Below are 20,869 nucleotides of genomic sequence, written 5' to 3' on the forward strand. Positions count from 1 at the left end.
AGCGAAAGAGGGATTTGACGGCCGTCCGCAGGGCACCTATGGACTACGACACGCCCCTCTTCTTTCACGTCATGCAGTACGCGGCCGCGGCCGACCGCGACGTGATCGACATGGTGAGCGGCGGGCCGGACTGGGAGCCACCCGAAGCGCTCCGGGACGGCCTCCGGGAGTACGCCGACGCCGACGCCGACGCGTTCCAGTATCCGCCGAGCGACGGCCTGCGCGAACTCCGCGAGGAGATCGCCGCCCGCCGCGGCGTCGACGTGGATCGCGTCGTCATCACGAACGGCGCGGGCGAGGCGAACTACCTCGCCATGGCGGCGGCGCTCGAACGCGACGCCGGCGACGAGATACTGCTGACCGACCCGGTCTACCCCTACTACCCGGGGAAGGCCCGGATGCTCGGCGCCGACCCCCGTCTCGTCCCCGTCGCCGACGACGGCGGCCTCGACGTGGCGGCGATGCGCGAGGCGGCGTCTCCCGACACCGCGGCCATCCTCGTCAACTCCCCCAACAATCCCACCGGCGCGGTGTACGACGCCGACACGATGGGTGCGATAGTCGACCTCGCCGAGGCCAACGACGCCCTCCTCATCTCCGACGAGGTGTACGACCACTACGACTTCTCCCGCCGCTTCGAGAGCGCCTTGGCCGTCGACTCCGACCACACCGTCGTCACCAACTCCTTCTCGAAGTCGATGGCGATCACGGGCTTTCGTGTCGGTTACGCGGTGTTCCCGCCCCACCTCGTCGAGGCCGCGCGAACACGACACATGCTCGTCAACGTCACCGGCGCCCGGCCCTCGCAGGTCGCCGTCCTCCGCGCGCTGCGGGAGACGGGACCGGGGTACTACGAGGCTTCGCGCGACCTCCTGCGGAAGCGGGTCGACGCCTTCACCGACGCCCTCGACGCGGCGGGGGCGGAGTACATCGTCCCCGACGGCGCCTTCTACGTCTTCGCGCGCTTCGAGGGCTTCCCCGGCACTCTGGAGAACGTCGAACGCCTGGTCGACGAGGCGGGCGTCGCCTGCATGCCCGGCGACACCTTCGGCACCTACGACGAGTGGGTGCGCTTTGCCCTCGTCACGCCGCGGGCCGAGGAGGCGGCGCGGCGACTGGCCGACTACGAGTTCTAACAGACGAGGATGCCGGTGTTGTAGTATCGGCCCGCGTACTCGACCCGGTCGATGTCGCGCCACGCGTAGTCGAAGCCCTCGACGGCGGTGCCGTTGCGCGCGCGGTCGAACGTCGCCTGCTGCTCGGCGGTGAGGTTCTCGTAGGCGACGGCCGACGACGGATCGACCTGGTCGGCGTCGATCTCGGTGACGGTCAGAGCGGGCGGGCAGTCGGTGTTCGCGGTGGCCGTCGGCGTCGCCGTGGGCGTCTCCGTCGCCGTCGCGGACGCCCCGGGACCCGCACCGAGACAGCCCGTCCCGACGACGAGCAACGCAAGGGCGAGGGCGACGCGCACCGCTCGACTGACAGTGGAGGGACTGCCGGTCATGCGCTTCGCTTCAGCCGCCGCCAGTAAGTGTCTTCCCCGTATCGACGGGTACAGGTGTCCGGCCCGACTCACGTCGCGTATGAGCGACATCGACGTGGAGCCGGTCGACGAGGTGGACGACGCGGACGCGGACGGAGCGCCGGTCGATCACGGCCCCGCCGACATCGACGTCGAGGCGACGACGGACCTGCCCGAGGGCGTCGACGCGCCGGAGTACGTCCTCTACGGCGGCAAGGGTGGCGTGGGCAAGACGACGATGGCGGCGGCGACGGCGCTCTCCTCCGCCGCCGACGGGACGGCGACGCTCGTCGTCTCGACCGACCCCGCCCACTCCCTCTCGGACACCCTCGACACCGACATCCCGCCACGGCCGACGCGCATCCGCGAGGACACGCCGCTGTGGGCGGCCGAAATCGATCCCGAGGCGGCGATGGAGGAGGGGATGTTCGGACAGGGCGGCATCGGCGTCGACGACGACGGCGAGGCATCGGGGACGACCCCGGGCGACGGCGCCCCCCTCGGCGGCCTCGGCGAACTGGGCGAGATGCTCGGCGACGACGCCGTCGATCCGCTGATGGGCGGGTCGATGCCCGGCGCCGACGAGGCGGCGGCGATGCGGCAGCTGCTGGAGTATCTCGACGACCCCCGGTTCGAGCGCGTGGTGATCGACACGGCGCCGACGGGTCACACCCTCCGACTGCTCGAACTCCCCGAGATGCTCGACTCGATGGTCGGGCGCCTGCTCTCGATGCGCGAGAAGTTCTCGGGGATGATGGACGGGTTCAAGGGGATGTTCGGCGTCGGCGGCGACGACCCCGAGGCGCCGGACCTCGACGAACTCCGCGACCGGATCGAGCGTCTGCGCGCCGTCCTGCAGGACCCGTCCCGGACCGACTTCCGGGTCGTGATGGTGCCCGAGGAGATGAGCGTCGTCGAGTCCGAACGGCTGGTGGCCCGGCTCGACGAGTTCTCGATTCCGGTCGGGACGGTCGTCGTCAACCGCGTGATGGAGGACCTCGCGGACGTGGCCGACGTGGACCCCGCGTGGGTCGTCTCGCCGAACCTGGCCGACTGCGAGTTCTGTCAGCGCCGATGGGACGTCCAGCAGCGCGCCCTCCGGCGCGCGAGCGACCTGTTCCGCGGTCACGACGTGAAACGCGTTCCCCTGCTCGCCGACGAGGTGCGCGGGGAGCGGGCGCTCCGGGTCGTCGCGGCCTGTCTGGCGTAATCCTACCGCAACCGATCCAGCAGTCCGAACGCCCGGTCGCGGAGGCGGTCGGGGACGAACCGCGCGAGGACGGTCACCCGCGCGAGCGCGCCGACAGGCACCCGGCTGGCGGGCTTGGTCGAACTCGCGGCGTTCAGCACCTCCTCGGCGACCCGTTCCGGCGCGACGGCGCCCGGCCCGCCGCCGCCGATGGCCTGCGTGTCCTCGAAGACGCTGTAGAAGGAGTCGTAGGCACCGGAGCGTTCGACGCCCTCGATTTCGTCCTCCGCGCGGTCGGTAAAGGCCGTGTCGACGGGACCGGGTTCGATCAGCACGGCGTCGATGCCGTACTCGTCCACCTCGGCGCGGAGGGCGTCGGTCATGGCTTCGAGCGCGAACTTCGAGCCACAGTAGACCCCGCCGCCGGGGAAGGAGACGCGCCCGGCGGCGCTGGAGACGTTGACGATGGTGCCCTCGCGTCGACGGCGCATGTGGGGGAGGACGGCCCGCGTGAGGCGGTGGGGTCCGTAGACGTTCACGTCGAACTGGCGGGAAACGGCGTCGACCGGCACGTCCTCTATGGGTCCGAACTGCGCGTAGCCGGCGTTGTTGACGAGGCAGTCGATCCGGCCGTGTTCCTCGACGATCCGGTCGACGACCCGTTCCACGTCGTCGTCCTCGGTCACGTCGAGGGTGGCGATGGTACAGCCCCGGTCCCCGAGCGTCTCCACGTCGGCGGGGTTGCGGGCCGTGGCGTACACTTCCCACCCCTCGTCGAGAAAGGCCTCGGCGGTCGCACGACCGATGCCGGACGAACAGCCCGTGATCAGGACGGTCTTCGGTTGCACACGGCTTCCCTCGGTCCGCCGGCAGTTAATTCATGCTCCATCCACCGCGAAGGGGCTCTCCCCCTCGGTCCACTCCCACCCCGGCAGCCGGGTCTGGAAGCCGGCCGCGAGGGCGGCGTCTAGGTCGTCCGCGCCCGCGACGCCGTCGGTGTGGGTCATCACGTCCGCGACGTGGAAGGTGGCCTGCGCGAGGAGGGCGAACGGTTGCCCGCCCGCGACCGTCGCCGCGAGTTCCCGGCCGAGCACCTCGTCGACGACGAAGCCCGGATAGTCCCCGCTCACGTCGAGGTCACGGAGCAAGGCGACGTAGGCGGCGACGTTGACCGCGCGGGTGCCGTCCGCGAAGACGTGTCCGACCTCGTCGCGATAGGCGTCCGCGGTCACCGACCCCACCTCGACGCCGAAGCAGTCGCCCAGCCGGTCGCGGGTCTCGTTGATGAGCGGGACGACGACCGGCGCCCTGTCGCGAACCCACTCGTACTCCGTCTCGACCGCCGCCGGGGTGAGTTCCATACCCGCCATCCGCCGGCCAGCGCCTTCGACTTTGCGAAGGCTTTTATAATACTGGACTGATAGGGTGACTCAAGCGGGTTTTCGCTGCCTCTTCCCGCAGTCGAGCACCTCCCGTACAGGATCGTTCACCGATGCTCCCACACGGCACGACGGACCGTCGGCGGCCGGCGCCGCCGACTACGGCTGCCGCGTCCGGGCGTTACGCGCGAGCGACCGTACGGAGGGCTCTCCACCGGTACACATGAGCTCCGTAGACAAGCAACTCGAGGACCTGAAAGCAGAGATCGAAGACGAACTCCCTCCGGGCATCTCAGTCTCCGACGTGAAATACGAGGGACCGGAACTGGTCGTGTACACGCGCGATCCGAAGGAGTTCGCCAGCAACGGCGACCTGATCCGCAAGCTGGCGAGCAAACTCCGCAAGCGCATCACGGTCCGTCCCGACCCCGACGTGTTGATGGACGTGACGGCGGCGCGAGAGAAGATTCGCGAGGTGATCCCCGAGGACGCGGGCGTCACCGACCTCGACTTCCACGTCGACACCGGCGAAGTCGTCATCGAGGCCGAGAAGCCCGGCATGGTGATCGGCCGCCACGGGTCGACGCTCCGCGAGATCACGAAGGCCATCGGCTGGACGCCCGAGGTGGTGCGCACGCCACCCATCGAATCCTCCACCGTCTCGAACGTCCGCAACTTCCTGAAACAGGAGCGTGAGGAACGCCGCGACATCCTCGAACGCGTGGGGCGACAGATCCACCGCGAGGAGATGGCGGACGAACAGTGGGTGCGCATCACCACCCTCGGCTGCTGTCGCGAGGTCGGCCGCGCGAGCTTCATCCTCTCCACCGCGGAGACGCGCGTCCTCATCGACTGCGGCGACAAGCCCGGCGCCGAGGGCGAGGTGCCCTACCTCCAGGTGCCCGAGGCGGCACCGCTGAACTCCATCGACGCCGTCGTCCTCACCCACGCCCACCTCGACCACTCCGCGCTCATCCCGCTCCTCTTCAAGTACGGCTACGACGGCCCCATCTACTGTACGGAGCCGACGCGTGATCTGATGGGTCTGCTCACGCTGGACTACCTCGACGTGGCCGCCAAGGAGGGTCGCACCCCGCCATACGAGAGCGAGATGGTCCGCGAGGCGATCAAACACACCGTCCCCCTCGAATACGGCGACGTGACCGACATCGCGCCGGACGTGAAGCTCACCTTCCACAACGCGGGCCACATCCTCGGCTCCGCCGTCTCCCACTTCCACATCGGCGACGGCCTCTACAACGTCGCGTTCTCGGGCGACATCCACTACGAGGACACCCGCCTCTTCAACGGCGCCGTCAACGACTTCCCGCGGGTCGAGACGCTCGTCCTCGAATCGACCTACGGCGGCCGCAACGACTACCAGACGGACCAGGAGGACTCCGAGCGCAACCTGCTGGATATCATCAGCGACACCCACGAGAAAGGTGGGAAGGTGGTCATTCCGGCCTTCGCCGTCGGTCGGTCACAGGAGATCATGCTCGTCCTCGAGGAGGCGATGCGCTCCGGAAAGATACCCCGCATGCCCGTCCACCTCGACGGCATGATCTGGGAGGCGACGGCCATCCACACGACGTATCCCGAGTATCTCCGGGACAACCTCAGGGATCGGATCTTCCACGAGGACGAGAACCCCTTCCTCGCCGAGGAGTTCAACCACATCGACGCGGGCGAGGACGAACGCCAGGAGGTCACCGACGGCGAGCCGGCGATCATCCTCTCGACGTCCGGGATGGTCACCGGCGGGCCGATCATGTCGTGGCTCCGCCACCTCGGTCCCGACCCGGACTCGACGCTCGTCTTCGTCGGCTACCAGGCCCAGGGAACCCTCGGCCGCCGCATCCAGAACGGCTGGGACGAAATTCCGATGAACGACCGCGGCAACGGCCGCGGCGGGCGCGGCAACACCCTCTCGCTGAAGATGGACGTCGAGACGGTCGACGGCTTCTCCGGCCACGCCGACCGGCAGGGGCTGGAGAACTTCGTCAAGACGATGAACCCTCGGCCGGAGAAGGTGCTCTGTGTCCACGGCGACGAACGCTCCGTCCAGGACCTCTCCTCCGCGCTCTATCACGACTACAACATGCGGACGTTCGCGCCGAAGAACCTCGAGACGTTCCGGTTCAAGTAGCTTCCAGAGCATTCCCGGTCCGAACGCGGGTGGCGGTCACTGGCTCCCGGCGACCGACGGCCTCTCGGGTCGAACCACGATACGATGGCGAAAAACCCATGTCGGCCCACTCCGTCCCCTCCCTATGACACTGGACGACGCGGTTCCCGTTCTCCCTTTTTCAGAGACGCGGGCGCGACGGTTCGGTTCGGTTCGGTCGACGGTCCACGGAGGCGATTCGCTTGAGTGAGTTCCCGTCCGACGACCCGGTTTCGATATCGTACGACTCCGATTCGGAGACGCACGAGGTGCGATTCGATCCCGACGCCATCGCCCCGAGTATGGCCATCGTCGAGGCGATGGCGGGTATCCTCGACACCCCGCCGACGGAACTCGAGCCGCTGGTGGAGACGGTCGATCCGATGGCCCTCGACCGTCTGGTCAACGGCGCCGACGAGGGGACCGACCGCACCCTCGAATTTCGCTATCTCGCCCGCCGGGTGACCGTCCACAGTCACGGCATCGTCGAAGTCGGGGCCCCGTCGAACGGCGACTGAGGACGGGCCGCGACGCGGCGTCTCAGTCGGCCGCCCCCGTCTCCGCCGGGTCGACTACCTCGCCCGTCTCTGGAACTACACCCACGCGCTCGCACGAATCGTACAGCGGACAGGCGTCCGGCCCGTCGAGACACGCGGGTTTCCGAGCCGTGCAGTATTCCCGGCCGAACTGGATCATCGCGGTGTGTCCGAAGCCACATTTCTCCGTCGGCACCGCCGCCTCCAGCGCCGCCCGAACTCCCTCGTGGTCGGCGTCGGCCGGCGCGAGGCCCATCCGGCGGGCGATGCGGTGGACGTGCGTGTCGACGGGGAAGACGCCGCCGCGTCCGCCGGCGAAGAGGAGGACGCAGTCGGCGGTTTTCGGCCCGACACCGCGGATCTCGAGGAGGCGGTCGCGCACCGCATCGGGGTCGCCCTCGCGGACGAAGTCGTCGAACGCGTCGGCGCCGCCGAAGTCGGCGACCACCTCCTCGGCCGCCTCGACGATCACACGCGATTTCTGGTTGTACAGCCCCGCCGAGGCGATGGTGTCGGCGAGCGTCTCGCGGTCGGCCGCCGCGAGCGTCGCCGCCAGGTCGCGCCCGTCGTCGTACCGACCCAGCAGGTCGTCGAACGCCGGTTGGCTGGCAGTGTCGCTCGTGTTCTGACTCAGGATCGTCCGGACGAGACAGGGAAAGGCGTCGCGTCCGCCGTACGCCGTCTGCCAGTAAATGTCACCGAGGGCGTCGACGACGGCCTCGGCGCGGGTGTCGGGCGTGCCGGTCGCGAACTCGGCTTCGACGCCGCCATCGCCGATGTTCTCCGCGGGTTCCTCCGCCATGGACGGGCGTGAGGGTGGGATCGGCAAAAGCGCGGCGTCCGGGTGGCCGTCACTCGACGGACAGGGAGAGGGTGAGTGCGGCGCCGCCGGCCAGTGCCGCGACGAGGTCGCGGTCCAGGTCGGCGGCCGCGGCGTCGGCGCCGACGGCGACGGTGCGGTCGTCGACGTACGTGCTCGTGCGGACGACGGCGCTCCGGTCGCTCCCGAAGGTGAGGTCGGGATGGCCGCGGGCACGGATCTCGTCGCGCGCGTCCGCGGTTTCGAGCGTCAGCGTGATCGTCGCCGCGGGGTCGCGGCAGGCGACGGCGAAGTCGTCGTCGAAGTCGGCCGGCGAGCGGTCGGCTTCGATCCCGACGATACAGTCGCCGGCCGGCGTCAGCCAGTCGTCGGTCGTTACCTCGAAGGTGCTCTCGTGGGTCGCGGCGACGTGTTCGTGGCCGCGCGCCCGAATGACCTCTCGCATGGGCGGAACTCCCCGAGCGCCCCGGATAGCGGTGCCGATTCGTGGTCGTGCCGTCGGCCGTAAGTCGATCAAGATATCGGTCAGTTCAGGCTGACGGATAGCTTGAAACAGTCACAGCCGACAGTGTCAGGACCGGGCGACCGTCACCGTCACCGCGCCGCAGGCACACTCGTAGGCCCGCCGCTCGCCCGCCTCGGTCCGCAGCGTCAACATGAGGGCGTCGTCGTCGAGGGACCGCTCGCATCCGGCCGCCTCGCACGTGCTGGTCAGGTTCTCGAGCATACTTCCCGATAGTCGACGGACCGACATGAAGGCGCGCCATCCCCGGAGTGAAACTGAAAGTGGAGCGCCCCATCCGCCGGACATTTATATACTCACCACGATACGTGTGAATCCTTCACACGGCCGTTACAGCGGCCCTTGATACCGTTTCTCAGGGGTTCGGGCACCGAAGTTTTTATATACATGTCGGCTGTACGTGATACTACCAACGCGCCTTCGGCGCTTGGCGGCATCGCACGCAGAATGATCGGGAATTCTTATACACGGCCGGTCGCTGTACGGAGAGCCGCCAGTTTCGCCGGAGCGATGGTATCGAGGTTTCAACAATGGTAACAACAGAAGAAGTACTCGACGAATTCGACGTTTCGGCGCTCAAAACCGAGAACAACGTCGACCTCACGGACGATCAGCTCGAAAACGACTCGAAGGGACAGCTCATCAAACTCGCCGGTCAGCTCCGTGACCGACGGAACGAGCTCAACCAGATGGCGTCGGAGCGCGCCTCCAAGCGCGACGACCTGAACGCCAAGACGCGGGAGAAAGTCGACGAGGCTCAGGAACACCGCGAGCAGCGCGACGAGCTCAACGAGCAGGTTCAGGAGCACAAGGAGAGCCGGAACGAGCTCAACGCGAAGGCCAACGAGCTCTTCGACGAGGTCGAGGAGATGAAACAGGACCTCGAACTCGGCGATGGCAAGGATCTCGAGGAGCTCGAAGAGGAGATCGAGCAGCTCGAATTCCGACAGCAGACCGAGGTCCTCTCGGCCGAGGACGAGCGCGAACTCATCGAGAAGATCGAGGACAAGCGCGAGGAGTACCAGCAGCGCAAGGAGAAACTCGACGACGCGAGCGAACTCGAGGAACTCGTCGAGGAGGCCGAGGAGGTCCGCTCCGAGGCGTCCCAGCACCACCAGAAGGTGACCGAGCTCGCCGACAAGGCCCAGGAGCACCACAACCGGATGATCGAGGCCTACCGCGAGGCCGACGAGATCCGTGACAAGGCCGACGAGATGCACGAACTCTTCGTCGAGGCTCAGGAGGCGGCCGACCGCCACCACGAGGACTTCGTCCGCGTCCAGAAGCGCCTGCGCGAACTCGACAAGGAAGAGGAGCAGGAACAGCAGGACGAGCGCCAGGCCGAGCGCGAGGCCGCCAAGGAGGAGGCCGAGGAGATCTACCAGAAGTTCAAGGAAGGCGAGACCCTCGACACCGAGGACCTGATGAAGCTCCAGAAGACGGGTCTTCTGTAGACCGGTCGCCGCTATCGACGCACGTGTTTTTATGCCGATCCGTCCCCCAGCGACGCGTATGGTGATCCAGTGTGAGTGACGGCGATGACCTCTGGCGACTCGGCATCGTCGTCGGTGGCGGGTTGCTCGCGGCCGTCTTCGGCCTCCTCGTCTTCGTCGTCGTCCCGGGATCGTTCGCGGAACTGCTCGGCGTGTTGGTGACTATCGGCGTCGTGATCCTCGGCACGCGCGCCGCGGGTGACTTCGCGGACTCGGCCTTTCCGGACTACAACGTCGCGCAGGTGGCCGTCGAGGGACCGATCACCCGCGACGGATCGACGCCGGGACCGATCCCCGGCGGTGCCCTCGGCGCCACCGCCGACGACGTGGTGGAACAGATCGAACGGGCCGACGAGGACGACGCCGTCGACGCCCTCCTGGTGAAACTCGACACGCCGGGCGGACAGGTCGTCCCCAGCGACGACATCCGCCGGGCCGCGGCCGACTTCGACGGCCCGACCGTCGCCTACGCCACCGACGTGTGCGCCAGCGGCGGCTACTGGATCGCGAGCGGCTGTGACGAACTCTGGGCGCGGCGGGGGAGCATCGTCGGCAGCATCGGCGTCATCGGCTCCCGCGTGAACGTCTCGGAGTTGGCCGAGGACCTCGGCGTCTCTTACGAGCGCTTCGCCGCCGGCAAGTACAAGGACGCAGGCATGCCGTTGAAGGACCTCTCCGAGGACGAACGGGAGTATCTACAGGGGATCATCGACGGCTTCTACGACGACTTCGTCGAACGGGTCGCCGAGGGTCGTGGGATGGAGCCCGATGCCGTCCGCGAGACGGAGGCACGGGTCTACCTCGGCGACGAGGCCAACGAACTCGGCCTGGTCGATTCGATCGGCACCCGCGACGACATCGAGGACCACGTCGAGGGCCTGCTCGACGCCGAGGTGTCGGTCCGCGAGTTCGAACCGGAGAAGGGACTGGCCGCCCGCCTCCGCGGCGGCGCGACGGCCGTCGCCTACGCCGCCGGCGCGGGCGTCGCGGGCGCCGTCGTCGGTGACGACCACGACTTCCGTCTGCGGTTCTGAGCCCGTCACCCCCAGCGCAGCGGGGATTATTTATTCCCGTGGATAGTTCTCACGAGCGTGACCACGCTGGTGCTGTGTGTCGACCGCGCCGACGACATCGGCCGGACCGTCGGCGTGTCGATGCCGGTCGACGGGTGGGACGCGGTGCGGTCGCTGGTGACGGAGGTTGGTCTCGCCGATCCGGAGGATTCGACGGTCAACTGCCTGCTCGAGGCGCTCCGGGTCACCCGTGACCTCCGGAGCGACGACGAGGAGGCCATCGTCGCCGTCGTCTCCGGCGCCGGCGACTCCGCCGTCAACGCCGACCGCTCGGTCGCCGCTCAGATCGACGACTTGCTCGACCGCTACACCCCCGACTCGGCGATCATCGTCACCGACAGCGCCGACGACGAACGGCTCGTCCCCATTGTCGAGAGCCGCCTCCCCGTCGACTCCGTGGATCGCGTGGTCGTCCGACAGGCCCGCGACATCGAATCGACCTACTACCTGCTCAAGCAGTTTCTCGCCGACGAGGAGCTTCGCTCGACCGTCCTCGTACCGCTCGGTATCGGACTGCTCCTCCTGCCCGTCCTGCTCGTGCGCTTCTCGCTCGGCGTGGCGCTCGCCGGCCTCGCTTCCCTGCTCGGTGCCGCGGTGCTTTACAAGGGGCTCGCGATCGACGACCACCTCGCACGCCTGCCCGACCAGATTCGGGACGCCCTCTACTCCGGACAGGTGTCGGTCGTCACGTACGCCGTCGCGGGCGGCCTGGCGCTCGTCGGCCTCTTTCTCGGCGGCCTCGCCGTCTCGCCCGTGGCCGACGGCGTCGTCCTCGTCCCGATCATGCAGTTTTTCTACAGCAGCATCCCGTGGCTCGCGCTGGCGGCCCTCACCGCGAGCGCCGGGCGCCTGCTCGACGAACTCATCGACGCGGATCGCATCCCGCGACCCTACCTCAACCTCCCCTTCGGCGTCGTCGCCCTGGGCCTCGTCGTTCGCGGCTTCGCGGGCTACTTCCTCGAACGCGAGAACGTCCTCCCGCACCTCCAGGTGGCCGGGGTCACGGTGCAGCCGACCGAGCGCCTCGCGCTGTTCGTCGTCACCGCCATCGTGATCTCGCTGGTCGGCGTTCGGGTGGCGGCGAAAGTCGCCCACGACCACCCGAGCGAAGAGGACACCGACGCCGAGGCGGTCGACCGCTCGTAGCTACCAGGGCGCGAAGCCCGGATCGACCTGCCGTTCCCGGCGGTCGATGCCGTCGATTGTCGCCACGTCTTCCGCGTCCAGTTCGAGCGTCCGCGACGCCCAGTTGTCCCGGACGTGGGCCTCGCTCGTCGCCTTCGGGATGGCGGTCACACCTTTCTCGCGGAGCCACGCGAGCGACACCTGCGCCTCGCTGACGCCGTGTTTCTCCGCGACCTGCTGGATCTCGGGCACGTCGAACACCTCGCCGCGGGCCAGCGGCGAGTACGCCACCACTTCCACGTCGTGGTCGGCGCAGTGGGCGCGGAGCGTCTCCTGTGGAAGGAGCGGGTGGCATTCGATCTGGTTGGCGAAGATGGGCGCGTCGGCCGTCTCGACCGCCTCCGTCACCTGCCCGGGTTCGAAGTTGCTGATGCCGATTCGCTCGATCAGTCCCTCGTCGTACAGGTCGTCGAAGGCGGTGAGGGTGTCCGCGGGGTCGTATTCGCCCGCCGGCCAGTGGATGTAGAGCAGGTCGACGTAGTCGACGCCGAGCTCGTCGAGGCTCTCCTCCGTCGACGCCAGCACGTCGTCGTGGGCGAGCTGGTCGATCCACACCTTCGTCGCGAGGAAGACGTCCTCCCGGGGCACGTCCGCCCGCGCGAGGCCCTCGCCGACCGACGCCTCGTTGTCGTACGCCTGGGCGGTGTCGACGTGACGGTAGCCCGTCTCGAGGGCCGTCGCCACCGCGTTCGCACACTCCTCGGGATCGGTGTTCTGCCACGTGCCGAGGCCGAGGCTCGGCATGTCGTCGATGGGTGAGTGAGACACGTTTCGAGGGTGGTTCGAGACGACAAAAGGCGTTGTGGAACCGGCGGACGTGACGGTTACGACGACCGCTCGCGAAGGCGTTCCCGCGCGAACTTCGTGAGGAGCCCAACGTCGCCGACGTGGATCAGGTTTATCATCGCCCGGATGTTGCCCGCGTTCGCCTTCGCCAACACGTCGCTATCGGCCGCCCGGAGGTCGCCCATTAGCGTGTCGTAGCGGTCGTTGGGGGCGAGATAGAGCAGTTCCGTCATCAGCAAGCGCTCGCGCATCCGGGGGGCGACCTTGCTGTGCCAGAGCTTTCCGTAGACGGACATCGCCTCCGCGGAGGTGTCGGCGTCGCCGTTCGTGAAACACCGATCGGCCGTGATCGCAGCCATCCGCCCCGACTTCATCCCCTTGTGGATGCCTTCGCCCCACAGCGGGTCGATGGTCGGCACCGTGTCGCCGACGGCCATGAATCCGTCCGTGTACAGGTCGCCGGGCATCTGGATGTGTGCCGATCCGCGGTGTTGCTGTTTGTCCGCGATTCGCTCGGCGTTCTCGAACCGGGGATCGGTGTCCAGCCAGTGATGGAGGTAGTCGTCGATGCTCGCACCCTCGCGGCCGTAGCGCTCGTGACTGTCGTTCTGGATGTAACAGAGACCGACCTTCGCGGTGTCGCCGCCGGTGTGGAAGATCCACGAGTAGCCACCGGGGGCGTACTCGTGATCGAGGCGGAGCATCATCGAGTCGGTGAGGTCGGCGTAGTCCGGATGATCGACTACGACGCCGTCCATCTCCCACTCGACGCCGATGGCCTGGTTGGTCCGCTTGAGATCACTCACGCCGAGTTTCTTCGCCAGCGGCGCCGCCGGCCCCGTGGCGTCGACGACGATGTCGGCGTACACCTCCTCGTCGCCCGCGTAGCGGACTCCCGAAATCGTGCCGTCCTCCACGATCGGGGCGTTGACGCGGGCGTCGAAGCGGTAGGTTGCGCCCTCCTCGCGCCCGTCCCGAACCAGCCACCGCTTGAAGTCGGCGAACTCCAACACGGCACCGGGTTGGCGCTGGACGTAGTGGTCGTTCGGCGACTCCAGCACCACGTCGTCGGTGTAGTTCATGACTACCTCGTCCGGCACGCCGAAGGAGGCCATCATGGAGTAGAACGTGCCGGCGGTAGATTTGTCGCTCTGGCGGGGGAAGTCGGCCTCCGGTTCGGCCTCGAGGACGACCACGTCGTACCCCCGTTGAGCGAGGTCGCGGGCGCACTGGGCCCCGGCGGGCCCCGCGCCGGCGACGATCACGTCGAAACGGTCGGGCATATCTTTCCCTACCGGGTGAGCGTAATCAGTCTTTCCGAACCGGGACGGCACGGGGATAGACTCTTGTCCGCGGCCCCCGCCACCCAATCCGATGGACGGACGGGACCGACGGGGGGACGGGGCGTGACCGGCGCTCGTGACGCCGCCATCCTCGGCCTCGCCGTGGCGAGCGCCCTCGCCGTCGGCGCCGCCGCCGGTCCCGTCGCCGCCCTCTCGCCCGCCGCGGGCTACGCCCTCGGCGTGACGGTCTTCGCCGCCCTCCTCTGGCTCACGGGCGCCATCCCCCTCTCACTGACCGCGCTCGCGATTCCCGTCCTCCTCGCCGCCTTCGGCGTCGTCCCGACCTTCGGCGACGCCGTCACCGGCTTCGCCGACCCCGTGATCTTCCTGTTGCTCGCGGGATTCGTGCTCGCCGAGGCGCTCCAGCTCCACGGCGTCGACCGCCGGGTCGCCTACCACGTCCTCCTTCGCGTCGGCACCTCGCCCCGACGGCTCGTCCTCGCGCTCATGGTCGCCACCGCCCTGCTCTCGATGATCGTCTCGAACACCGCGACGACGGCGATGATGGTGCCCATCGCCGTCGGCCTCGTGGGCGAGGTGACGGAAGTGGTGAGCGCCGACGCCGACGCGCCCGCCACCGCTCGGACGGAGTCCCCCTCGAACTTCCAGCTCGCGGCCCTGTTGGGCGTCGCCTACGCCGCCAGCCTCGGGGGCGTCGGCACCATCGTCGGCACGCCGCCGAACGCCATCGTCGTCGGGCAACTGCGCGAACTCCTCGACTACCACGTCTCCTTCGCGGACTGGCTCCTCGTCGGCCTGCCGATGGTCGTCGTGACCCTCCCCGTCGCCTGGGTGCTGCTCACGTTCGTCGTCTACCCGCCACGAGTGGGGGACGTGAGCGACGCACGGGAGAGCGCCCGCCGGAGCCTCGCGGCGGCCGGCGAGCTGGGGCCGCGAGCGCGCCGAACCGTCGGCATCTTCGCCCTCACGGCGGGCCTCTGGGTGCTCGGCGGCCTCGGCTTCCTCGTCCGGCCGGTCCTCCCGCCCGCCGTCTACACGACGCTGTTCGGCGGCGACACCGTCTCCGTCTTCGGCACGACGGGACACCAGGGCCTCCTCTACTACGTCGTGGTCGGCCTCGTCGCCGTCGTCGCCCTCGTCGTGACCGGCGCCGCCGAGTGGGACGAGGTACTCGACATCGACTGGGCGACGCTCGTCCTCCTCGGGGGCGGTATCTCGCTGGCGGACGCGCTGGTCGCCACGGGGGCGACCGAGTGGCTGGCGTCGGTGACGCTCGGCGCACTCGGTCCCGTCCCCCTGCCCGTCCTCGTCCTCGTCGTCGTCACGCTGGTCGTCGTCGTGGGTGAACTCGCCTCCAACACGGCCATGGCGGCCATCCTCGCGCCCCTCCTGGTGGGGATCGGTCCCGCGTACGCCGACGTCCTCGGCACGTCCGCGCCGACGGCCGCGGCCTTCCTCGCCATCGTCGGCGCCGTCGCCGCGAGCTACGGCTTCGCGCTCCCCGTGGCGACGCCGCCGAACGCCATCGCCTACGGCGCGGGCTACATGGACCGCGAGGACATGCTCCGGGCCGGCCTGCCGCTGGACGCCGTGGTGATCCTGCTCGCGACTGGCGTGCTCACGCTCCTCCTTCGATTCGTCTGGCCGGTGGTGTTGTCGTAGCTCACTCGGGGTCGCTCTCGCTCGCCTCCGCTCCTGCTCCTGCCCCCGTCTGCCGCCCGAACACTCCCGTCGGGTCGTACGTCTCCTCCACTTCGACCAGTCGCTCGTACGCCGGTCCGAAGGTGGTTCGACGCATCGCTTCGCCCTCCTCGAAGAAGCCGGGGAAGTTGAGGTAGACCGACCCGTCGGAGAACTGGCGCATGTCGTCGAGGCAGTCCCGGACCCACGCGACGTTCTCGTCGTCGGCCGTGGGGTCCTTCCAGTTCGCCTCGACGCCGAGGAGGAAGGGCGCGTGACGACCGGCGAAGGCACTCTCCGCGGCGCCGATCCGCCCGATTGCGCCACCGAGATGCCACACGTCGACCGTCGAGAGCCGCGACGGGGCCGCCTCGGCCCAGTACGCGATGCGGTCGATGGCCGAGTCGGGAAGTCCGTCCAGATAGAGCGACTTCCAGTAGTAGCGCATCCCCTCCGGGTAGTCCGCGTCGAGGAGTTGCTGGAAATCGACGTACTGCCGAACCGCGCTGTAGTCGGCGATGGGGTCGGCCAACTCCCGAAGCGGGGCCAGCGCCCGTTCGCCAGTCTCGGGGTCGCCCGCGTAACAGCCCATGACTGCGAACTTCGTCTCGTCTACCACGCCCGGCGGAAACAGGTCGGGGTCGTACATCACGCCCGTCGAGGTGAGGGTGCTCACTTCGTCCGGCGCCGTCGCGGTGAACTCGCGGTAGGCCTGCAGGCACTCCGTCGCCCGGTCGCCCGGATAGAACGTGAAACAGGTCGCCACCTCCGGCCCGACCGGGTGGCAGTCGAACTCGAACGCGGTGACGACGCCGACTCCGCCGCCGCTACCCCGGAGGGCCCAGAACAGGTCGGCGTGACTCGTCGCGCTCGCGGTCACGAACTCGCCATCGGCCGTGACCACCTCGGCCGAGCGGAGGTTGTCACAGCTCAGACCGTGCTTTCGCCGGAGGTGGCCGATGCCGCCGCCGAGGGTCAGCCCCGCGACGCCGGTGTCGGAGACGACGCCACCGGGCGTCGCGAGGCCGAACGCCCCCGTCTCGTGGTCCACGTCGGCCCACCGGGCGCCCGCTTGCACCCACACCGTCCGCGCCGCCGGGTCGACGCCGACGGCGGTCATCTCCGAGCAGTCGATCACGAGGCCGTCGTTGCAGACGGCGCTCCCGGAGACGTTGTGGCCGCCGCCGCGAACCGAGACCGGACAGTCCGCCTCGCGGGCGAGTGTCACCGCTTCGATCACGTCTGCGACGCCTGCACACCGGGCGATCAGCGCCGGGTGTCTGTCGATCATGCCGTTCCAGACCGCACGGGCGTCGTCGTACCCGTCGTCGTCGGGGCGGATCAGGTCGCCGTGGAGCGCCGCCTCGAACCGGTCGAGTCGGTCGTCGGTCAGTGGTGGGACCATACCGAATCGAACGGCGCCGCGTCCCTTGGCCTCATTCGTCGACACGCGTTCGGACGCGTGAACGGCGTTTCACGGCGTGAGACGCGTTTCAGGGACAGAGTTAGTATCCACGACATCGACTCTCTAGAGGGTAATTCACATGGGTGACCGAGACGAGGACGCCGACGCCGCAGACGTCTCGCCAGGGTCGCCGGTGCTGGAGGCGCTTCTGGAGAACGAACGGCGCCGCCGCCACCTGGGGAAGCGACTGGACGCCGCGGGCGACCGGGTCGAGACGACGCTCCTCGGGGACATCGTTCGCCATGGTCCGGTGCTGGAGGCGCTCCGGGAGGGGCCGCTGGACCGTCGGGAGATAGAGGCGCGTCTCGACGTCTCCCGCGCCACGAGCCACCGGCTGACGCAGTGGCTCGACCAGCGAGGGTACGTGGAGAAAGTCGACGGGCGCTTCCGGCTGACCGGGCGCGGCGAGGCAGTCGCCGACGAAGTGCTTCGGTTCGAGGCGAACGTCCGCACTGTCGAGCGCCTCGCGCCGCTCTTGGACCGCATCTGCGACGACCATCTGGAGTTCGTCGTCGAACCGTTCGTTGGCGCGACGGTGACCGTCGCGGAGCCGGACGACCCGTACCGACCGGTCGAACGGTTCCTCTCGTTGCTCCGGGAGTCGGGAACGTTCCGCGGTTTCAACACGACGCCGATGGTCCCGCCGGTCCTCGGCGAGTTCCACCGGCGTCTATTCGAGGGCGTCGACGCCGAACTCGTCTACCTCCCGCGGACCGTCGAGAAACTCGTCGAGACGTATCCCGAGCGCGCGACGGCGGCCGTCGAGCGTGGGCATCTGACTCTGCGGACGCGGGGAGCGTTCCCCTACGGTCTCGCCATCTTCGACGGCCGGGTCGGTATCGGCGGCTACGACGAGGAGACGGGGCTGTTGACGGTGTTCGTGGATACGGATTCGCCCATCGCACGGGAGTGGGCAGAACGGGTCTTCGCGTCGGTGCGTGCGGATTCGAAGCCGATAGATCAGTAGAACTCGCGCACCAGATCCATCGCGTCCTCGGGTGCGCCGTCGGGGATGTCCGACATGTCGGCGTCGACGCCGTGGCTCTCCTCGTAGGGCACCGAGTCCTCGTCCCGGTAGAGGACGCCCTGATACTCCGATCCGGGGTCGAGGATGCGCGACCGGGCGTCCTCGTAGTCCGTCGGGTCGTGGTCCGTGTCCTGCAGGTCGACGATGTGGTCGCGGAAGTAGTCGTAGGTGTCCACGTCGTTGAACGTCACGCAGGGGGAGAACACGTTGACGAAGCCGAAGCCGTCGTGTTCGACCGCCTGCTTGACGATTTCGGCGTGGCGCTGGGCGTCCGTCGAGAACGACTGCGCGATGAAGGTGCCGCTGGCGGCGAAGGCGAGGGCGAGGGGGTTGACCGGGGGCTGTTGTGGCCCCTCGGGCGTCGTCGACGTCTCGAAGTCCTCGCGGCTGGTCGGCGAGGCCTGGCCCTTCGTCAGCCCGTAGATGCGGTTGTCCATGACGACGTAGGTCATGTCGACGTTGCGGCGGACGGCGTGGACGAAGTGGCCGGCGCCGATGGAGTAGCCGTCACCGTCGCCACCCGCGACCATCACCTCGATGTCGGGGTTGGCGAGTTTGACGCCGGCGCCGACCGGAAGCGCGCGCCCGTGGACGCCGTGGATGGCGTAGGAACGCATGTACGTCCCGATCTTGCCGGAACAGCCGATACCGGCGACGACGAACGTCTCGTCGGGGCTGTTGCCGGTTTCGGCGAGGGCTTTCATCATCCCGTTCATGGTGCCGAAGTCGCCGCATCCGGGGCACCACGTCGGCTGTGCGTCGGACTTGAAGTCGGTGAATCGAACGTCTGAGCTCATGTCGTGGCCTCCTCCGTTTCGCCGCCGTCGTCCGCCAGGGTCGCGGCGATCCGCTCGGCGAGTTCGTCCGCCTTGTAGCGGACGCCGTCGTACTTGTTCAGCCGTTTCACGCGCGTCAGCGCGTCGTGTTCGATCAGGTCGGCGAACTGTCCCGTCGCGTTACACTCGACGACGACCGTCTCCTCGGCGTCCTCGATGACTTCGGTCAGGTCCGGCCGGGGGAAGACGTAGGGCACCGAGAGGAAACGCACGTCGATGCCCTCCTCCTTGAGAAAGTCCATGGCCTCGACCATGGCGCCCTCGTTCGACCCCCACGAGATCACGAGCGTCTCGGCGTCGGGGTCGCCGAACTCTCGGGCTTCGAACGGCTCGCGCTCCTTCGCCGTCTCGACCTTTCGGGACCGCTTGTCGACCTGCTTGATCCGCATCCCGGTCTCCTCGGTCCGGCGCCCGAGTTCGTCGTGTTCGAGGCCGGTGGACATGTGAACGCCGCCCTCGGTCCCCGGGAAGGTGCGCGGACTGACGCCGTCGTCGGTGATGGCGTGGGGCTTGAACCGGCCCTGCTCGTCCTGCCACTCGCCCACCGTCTCCTCGTCGACGACCTTGCCGCGGTCGATTTCGACCGCGTCCATGTCGAACTCCTCGGGCGGGTAGGTCTGTTCGGTGACCGCGAGCGAGAGATCCGCAGTGAGGTAGACCGGAAGCTGGTACTTCTCGGCGAGGTTGAACGCCTCGACGGTCTTGTGGAAACACTCGGCGATGGTCGTCGGCGCGAGGACGAACCGCGGCACCTCGCCGTGCCCGCCGTAGAGCATGGCGTTCAGGTCGCCCTGCTCCTGTTTGGTTGGCATCCCCGTCGAGGGGCCGGAGCGCATCACGTTACAGATGACCAGCGGCGTCTCGCTGGTGGCGACGAGGCCGAACGTCTCGGCCATGAGGTCGATCCCCGGACCGGACGTGGCGGTCATCGAGCGCGCGCCGGCGCGGGCGGCCCCGAGCGCGAGGTTGATGGCGGCGAGTTCGTCTTCCGCCTGGACGACGTGGCCGCCGTAGCGTTCGATCCGGCCGGTGAGATACTCCATCACGTCCGTCGCGGGCGTGATGGGGTAGCCGGCGTAGAACCGACAGCCGCCGGCGATGGCGCCCATGCCGATGGCCTCGTCGCCGTTCAGGAGGACGTAGTTCTCGTCGGTACATTCGAGGTCGTAGCCGAACTCGTAGTCGTACTCGTCGCGAACGTAGTCCCGGCCCTTCCGGGCGGCGGCCATGTTGTTCTCGACGATGGCCGCCCCCTTGTCGCCGAAGCGTTTCTCGAGCGCGCTGTTGAGGTTCTCGATGGGGAAGTCGCTCACGGCGCAGGCGGCGCCGAGGGCGACGACGTTGCGCATGATGGCGCCGCCGGCGTCCTCGGCGAGGCTCTTCAGCGGCACGTCGAGGCCGATCATCTCCTCGGGAATCTCGACGTCCTGCATCGTGGTTCGCTCCCCGTCGTAGATGATGACGCTCCCCTCGTGAAGTTCGTCGAGGTTCTCGTCGATGGTCCGCTGGGTGAGTGCGATGAGCACGTCCAGTCGGTCGACGACGCTCTGTACCTGTTCTACTGACGTGCGGACCTTGTAGGCCGTGTAACCGCCGCGAATCCGTGACGCGAAGTCCTTGGAGGTGAACACGTGCCGACCGGCCCTCGAAAGCGCCTGGGCGAAGATTTTTCCCGTGGAGTCGATGCCGTCTCCGGCTTCCCCACCGATCGCCCAGTTGAAGTCCGCAGGCATACTGTGTGGGAGGTATCGCCGGACCGCTCAAAAGCCTTCTGAATGGTTCGGGTTCCCGCAAATACGGACGGTCTCGCCGTCGATCCCCGCGTCGACCGACCACGCGGCGATCAATCGGGGCGCTGTCGTCAGATGGCGTAGGTTTATCACG

General features: G+C 68.3%; 20 protein-coding genes. 9 read left to right on the forward strand and 11 right to left on the reverse strand.

The window, feature by feature from the left end; genetic code table 11:
• Window positions 1-38: 38 nt before the first annotated feature.
• Window positions 39-1,136, forward strand: a complete 1,098-nt coding sequence (locus DU484_RS09500; RefSeq protein ID WP_114605785.1) for a pyridoxal phosphate-dependent aminotransferase — start codon at window positions 39-41, stop codon at window positions 1,134-1,136.
• Here DU484_RS09500 and DU484_RS09505 read toward each other — a convergent pair.
• Window positions 1,133-1,504, reverse strand: coding sequence for a hypothetical protein (locus DU484_RS09505; protein ID WP_157969547.1), 372 nt, complete (start codon window positions 1,502-1,504; stop codon window positions 1,133-1,135). The two genes, DU484_RS09500 and DU484_RS09505, sit on opposite strands and share 4 nt — an antisense overlap.
• A 79-nt stretch (window positions 1,505-1,583) precedes the next feature.
• Here DU484_RS09505 and DU484_RS09510 point away from each other — a divergent pair, with 79 nt between their 5' ends.
• Window positions 1,584-2,732, forward strand: a complete 1,149-nt coding sequence (locus tag DU484_RS09510) for an ArsA family ATPase (protein ID WP_114585829.1) — start codon at window positions 1,584-1,586, stop codon at window positions 2,730-2,732.
• A gap of 2 nt (window positions 2,733-2,734) precedes the next feature.
• On the opposite strand, the gene DU484_RS09515 is transcribed toward DU484_RS09510, so the two are convergent.
• Window positions 2,735-3,559, reverse strand: coding sequence for an SDR family oxidoreductase (locus tag DU484_RS09515; RefSeq protein WP_114605787.1), 825 nt, complete (start codon window positions 3,557-3,559; stop codon window positions 2,735-2,737).
• 30 nt (window positions 3,560-3,589) lie between these two features.
• Entirely contained in the window at window positions 3,590-4,072 is a 483-nt protein-coding gene (locus tag DU484_RS09520) for a hypothetical protein (protein WP_114587218.1), read from the reverse strand.
• Between the two features lie 241 nt (window positions 4,073-4,313).
• Between DU484_RS09520 and DU484_RS09525 the strand changes: the two genes are divergently transcribed.
• Together DU484_RS09525 and DU484_RS09530 are read left to right on the forward strand one after the other, a co-directional pair.
• Window positions 4,314-6,239, forward strand: coding sequence for a beta-CASP ribonuclease aCPSF1 (locus DU484_RS09525; protein WP_114585831.1), 1,926 nt, complete (start codon window positions 4,314-4,316; stop codon window positions 6,237-6,239).
• Window positions 6,240-6,460: 221 nt separating this feature from the next.
• Window positions 6,461-6,775, forward strand: coding sequence for a HalOD1 output domain-containing protein (locus tag DU484_RS09530; RefSeq protein WP_114585832.1), 315 nt, complete (start codon window positions 6,461-6,463; stop codon window positions 6,773-6,775).
• Between the two features lie 22 nt (window positions 6,776-6,797).
• Here DU484_RS09530 and DU484_RS09535 read toward each other — a convergent pair whose 3' ends face one another.
• The 3 genes from DU484_RS09535 to DU484_RS19990 form a co-directional block, all read right to left on the reverse strand.
• Entirely contained in the window at window positions 6,798-7,595 is a 798-nt protein-coding gene (locus DU484_RS09535) for an endonuclease III domain-containing protein (RefSeq protein ID WP_114585833.1), read from the reverse strand.
• A gap of 49 nt (window positions 7,596-7,644) precedes the next feature.
• Window positions 7,645-8,058 carry a DUF371 domain-containing protein gene (locus DU484_RS09540; protein ID WP_114585834.1) on the reverse strand — a complete coding sequence of 138 codons (414 nt, stop codon included), beginning with the start codon at window positions 8,056-8,058 and terminating at the stop codon, window positions 7,645-7,647.
• Between the two features lie 126 nt (window positions 8,059-8,184).
• Window positions 8,185-8,340 carry a hypothetical protein gene (locus DU484_RS19990; RefSeq protein ID WP_187347796.1) on the reverse strand — a complete coding sequence of 52 codons (156 nt, stop codon included), beginning with the start codon at window positions 8,338-8,340 and terminating at the stop codon, window positions 8,185-8,187.
• Between the two features lie 326 nt (window positions 8,341-8,666).
• Between DU484_RS19990 and DU484_RS09545 the strand changes: the two genes are divergently transcribed.
• The 3 genes from DU484_RS09545 (at window position 8,667) to DU484_RS09555 (ending at window position 11,848) form a co-directional block, all read left to right on the forward strand.
• Complete coding sequence (locus tag DU484_RS09545) at window positions 8,667-9,590, forward strand: coiled-coil protein (protein WP_114585835.1); 924 nt, start codon at window positions 8,667-8,669, stop codon at window positions 9,588-9,590.
• Between the two features lie 71 nt (window positions 9,591-9,661).
• Window positions 9,662-10,663 carry a signal peptide peptidase SppA gene (gene sppA, locus DU484_RS09550; protein WP_187347797.1) on the forward strand — a complete coding sequence of 334 codons (1,002 nt, stop codon included), beginning with the start codon at window positions 9,662-9,664 and terminating at the stop codon, window positions 10,661-10,663.
• A 57-nt stretch (window positions 10,664-10,720) separates the two neighbouring features.
• Window positions 10,721-11,848 (forward strand): DUF373 family protein, encoded by a 1,128-nt coding sequence (locus DU484_RS09555; protein WP_114605788.1) that lies wholly within the window; start codon window positions 10,721-10,723, stop codon window positions 11,846-11,848.
• Here the strand turns inward: DU484_RS09555 and DU484_RS09560 are convergent, their stop codons facing one another.
• Together DU484_RS09560 and DU484_RS09565 are read right to left on the reverse strand one after the other, a co-directional pair.
• A complete protein-coding gene (locus DU484_RS09560; RefSeq protein ID WP_114606760.1) occupies window positions 11,849-12,631 on the reverse strand; it encodes an aldo/keto reductase in 783 nt (260 codons plus the stop codon).
• A gap of 80 nt (window positions 12,632-12,711) precedes the next feature.
• Complete coding sequence (locus tag DU484_RS09565; RefSeq protein WP_114585837.1) at window positions 12,712-13,956, reverse strand: digeranylgeranylglycerophospholipid reductase; 1,245 nt, start codon at window positions 13,954-13,956, stop codon at window positions 12,712-12,714.
• 123 nt (window positions 13,957-14,079) lie between these two features.
• Between DU484_RS09565 and DU484_RS09570 the strand changes: the two genes are divergently transcribed.
• Complete coding sequence (locus DU484_RS09570) at window positions 14,080-15,639, forward strand: SLC13 family permease (protein ID WP_114605789.1); 1,560 nt, start codon at window positions 14,080-14,082, stop codon at window positions 15,637-15,639.
• Window position 15,640: 1 nt separating this feature from the next.
• Here DU484_RS09570 and DU484_RS09575 read toward each other — a convergent pair whose 3' ends face one another.
• Complete coding sequence (locus DU484_RS09575) at window positions 15,641-17,062, reverse strand: FAD-binding oxidoreductase (protein WP_114605790.1); 1,422 nt, start codon at window positions 17,060-17,062, stop codon at window positions 15,641-15,643.
• A gap of 139 nt (window positions 17,063-17,201) precedes the next feature.
• Between DU484_RS09575 and DU484_RS09580 the strand changes: the two genes are divergently transcribed.
• Entirely contained in the window at window positions 17,202-18,089 is an 888-nt protein-coding gene (locus tag DU484_RS09580; RefSeq protein WP_114605791.1) for a helix-turn-helix transcriptional regulator, read from the forward strand.
• Here DU484_RS09580 and DU484_RS09585 read toward each other — a convergent pair.
• The gene (locus tag DU484_RS09585; protein ID WP_114585841.1) at window positions 18,083-18,946 is read right to left on the reverse strand and encodes a 2-oxoacid:ferredoxin oxidoreductase subunit beta; all 864 of its coding nucleotides are present in this window, start codon (window positions 18,944-18,946) and stop codon (window positions 18,083-18,085) included. The two genes, DU484_RS09580 and DU484_RS09585, sit on opposite strands and share 7 nt — an antisense overlap.
• Complete coding sequence (locus DU484_RS09590; RefSeq protein ID WP_114605792.1) at window positions 18,943-20,718, reverse strand: 2-oxoacid:acceptor oxidoreductase subunit alpha; 1,776 nt, start codon at window positions 20,716-20,718, stop codon at window positions 18,943-18,945. Before DU484_RS09590 ends, DU484_RS09585 begins: the two co-directional genes overlap by 4 nt.
• Window positions 20,719-20,869 lie beyond the last annotated feature (151 nt).

Origin of the sequence: Haloplanus rubicundus (assembly GCF_003342675.1) — an archaeon.
GTDB classification, from domain to species: Archaea; Halobacteriota; Halobacteria; order Halobacteriales; family Haloferacaceae; genus Haloplanus; species Haloplanus rubicundus.

Bases quoted from the DNA above. Each gene is read 5' to 3' on its own strand.
- DU484_RS09505 (WP_157969547.1), bottom strand. From the start codon at position 1,504: ATGACCGGCAGTCCCTCCACTGTCAGTCGAGCGGTGCGCGTCGCCCTC.
- DU484_RS09560 (WP_114606760.1), bottom strand. From the start codon at position 12,631: ATGCCGAGCCTCGGCCTCGGCACGTGGCAGAACACCGATCCCGAGGAG.
- DU484_RS09590 (WP_114605792.1), bottom strand. From the start codon at position 20,718: ATGCCTGCGGACTTCAACTGGGCGATCGGTGGGGAAGCCGGAGACGGC.
- DU484_RS09575 (WP_114605790.1), bottom strand. From the start codon at position 17,062: ATGGTCCCACCACTGACCGACGACCGACTCGACCGGTTCGAGGCGGCG.
- DU484_RS09500 (WP_114605785.1), top strand. From the start codon at position 39: ATGGACTACGACACGCCCCTCTTCTTTCACGTCATGCAGTACGCGGCC.
- DU484_RS09565 (WP_114585837.1), bottom strand. From the start codon at position 13,956: ATGCCCGACCGTTTCGACGTGATCGTCGCCGGCGCGGGGCCCGCCGGG.
- DU484_RS09540 (WP_114585834.1), bottom strand. From the start codon at position 8,058: ATGCGAGAGGTCATTCGGGCGCGCGGCCACGAACACGTCGCCGCGACC.
- DU484_RS09520 (WP_114587218.1), bottom strand. From the start codon at position 4,072: ATGGAACTCACCCCGGCGGCGGTCGAGACGGAGTACGAGTGGGTTCGC.
- DU484_RS19990 (WP_187347796.1), bottom strand. From the start codon at position 8,340: ATGCTCGAGAACCTGACCAGCACGTGCGAGGCGGCCGGATGCGAGCGG.
- DU484_RS09580 (WP_114605791.1), top strand. From the start codon at position 17,202: ATGGGTGACCGAGACGAGGACGCCGACGCCGCAGACGTCTCGCCAGGG.
- DU484_RS09535 (WP_114585833.1), bottom strand. From the start codon at position 7,595: ATGGCGGAGGAACCCGCGGAGAACATCGGCGATGGCGGCGTCGAAGCC.
- DU484_RS09510 (WP_114585829.1), top strand. From the start codon at position 1,584: ATGAGCGACATCGACGTGGAGCCGGTCGACGAGGTGGACGACGCGGAC.
- DU484_RS09525 (WP_114585831.1), top strand. From the start codon at position 4,314: ATGAGCTCCGTAGACAAGCAACTCGAGGACCTGAAAGCAGAGATCGAA.
- DU484_RS09545 (WP_114585835.1), top strand. From the start codon at position 8,667: ATGGTAACAACAGAAGAAGTACTCGACGAATTCGACGTTTCGGCGCTC.
- DU484_RS09585 (WP_114585841.1), bottom strand. From the start codon at position 18,946: ATGAGCTCAGACGTTCGATTCACCGACTTCAAGTCCGACGCACAGCCG.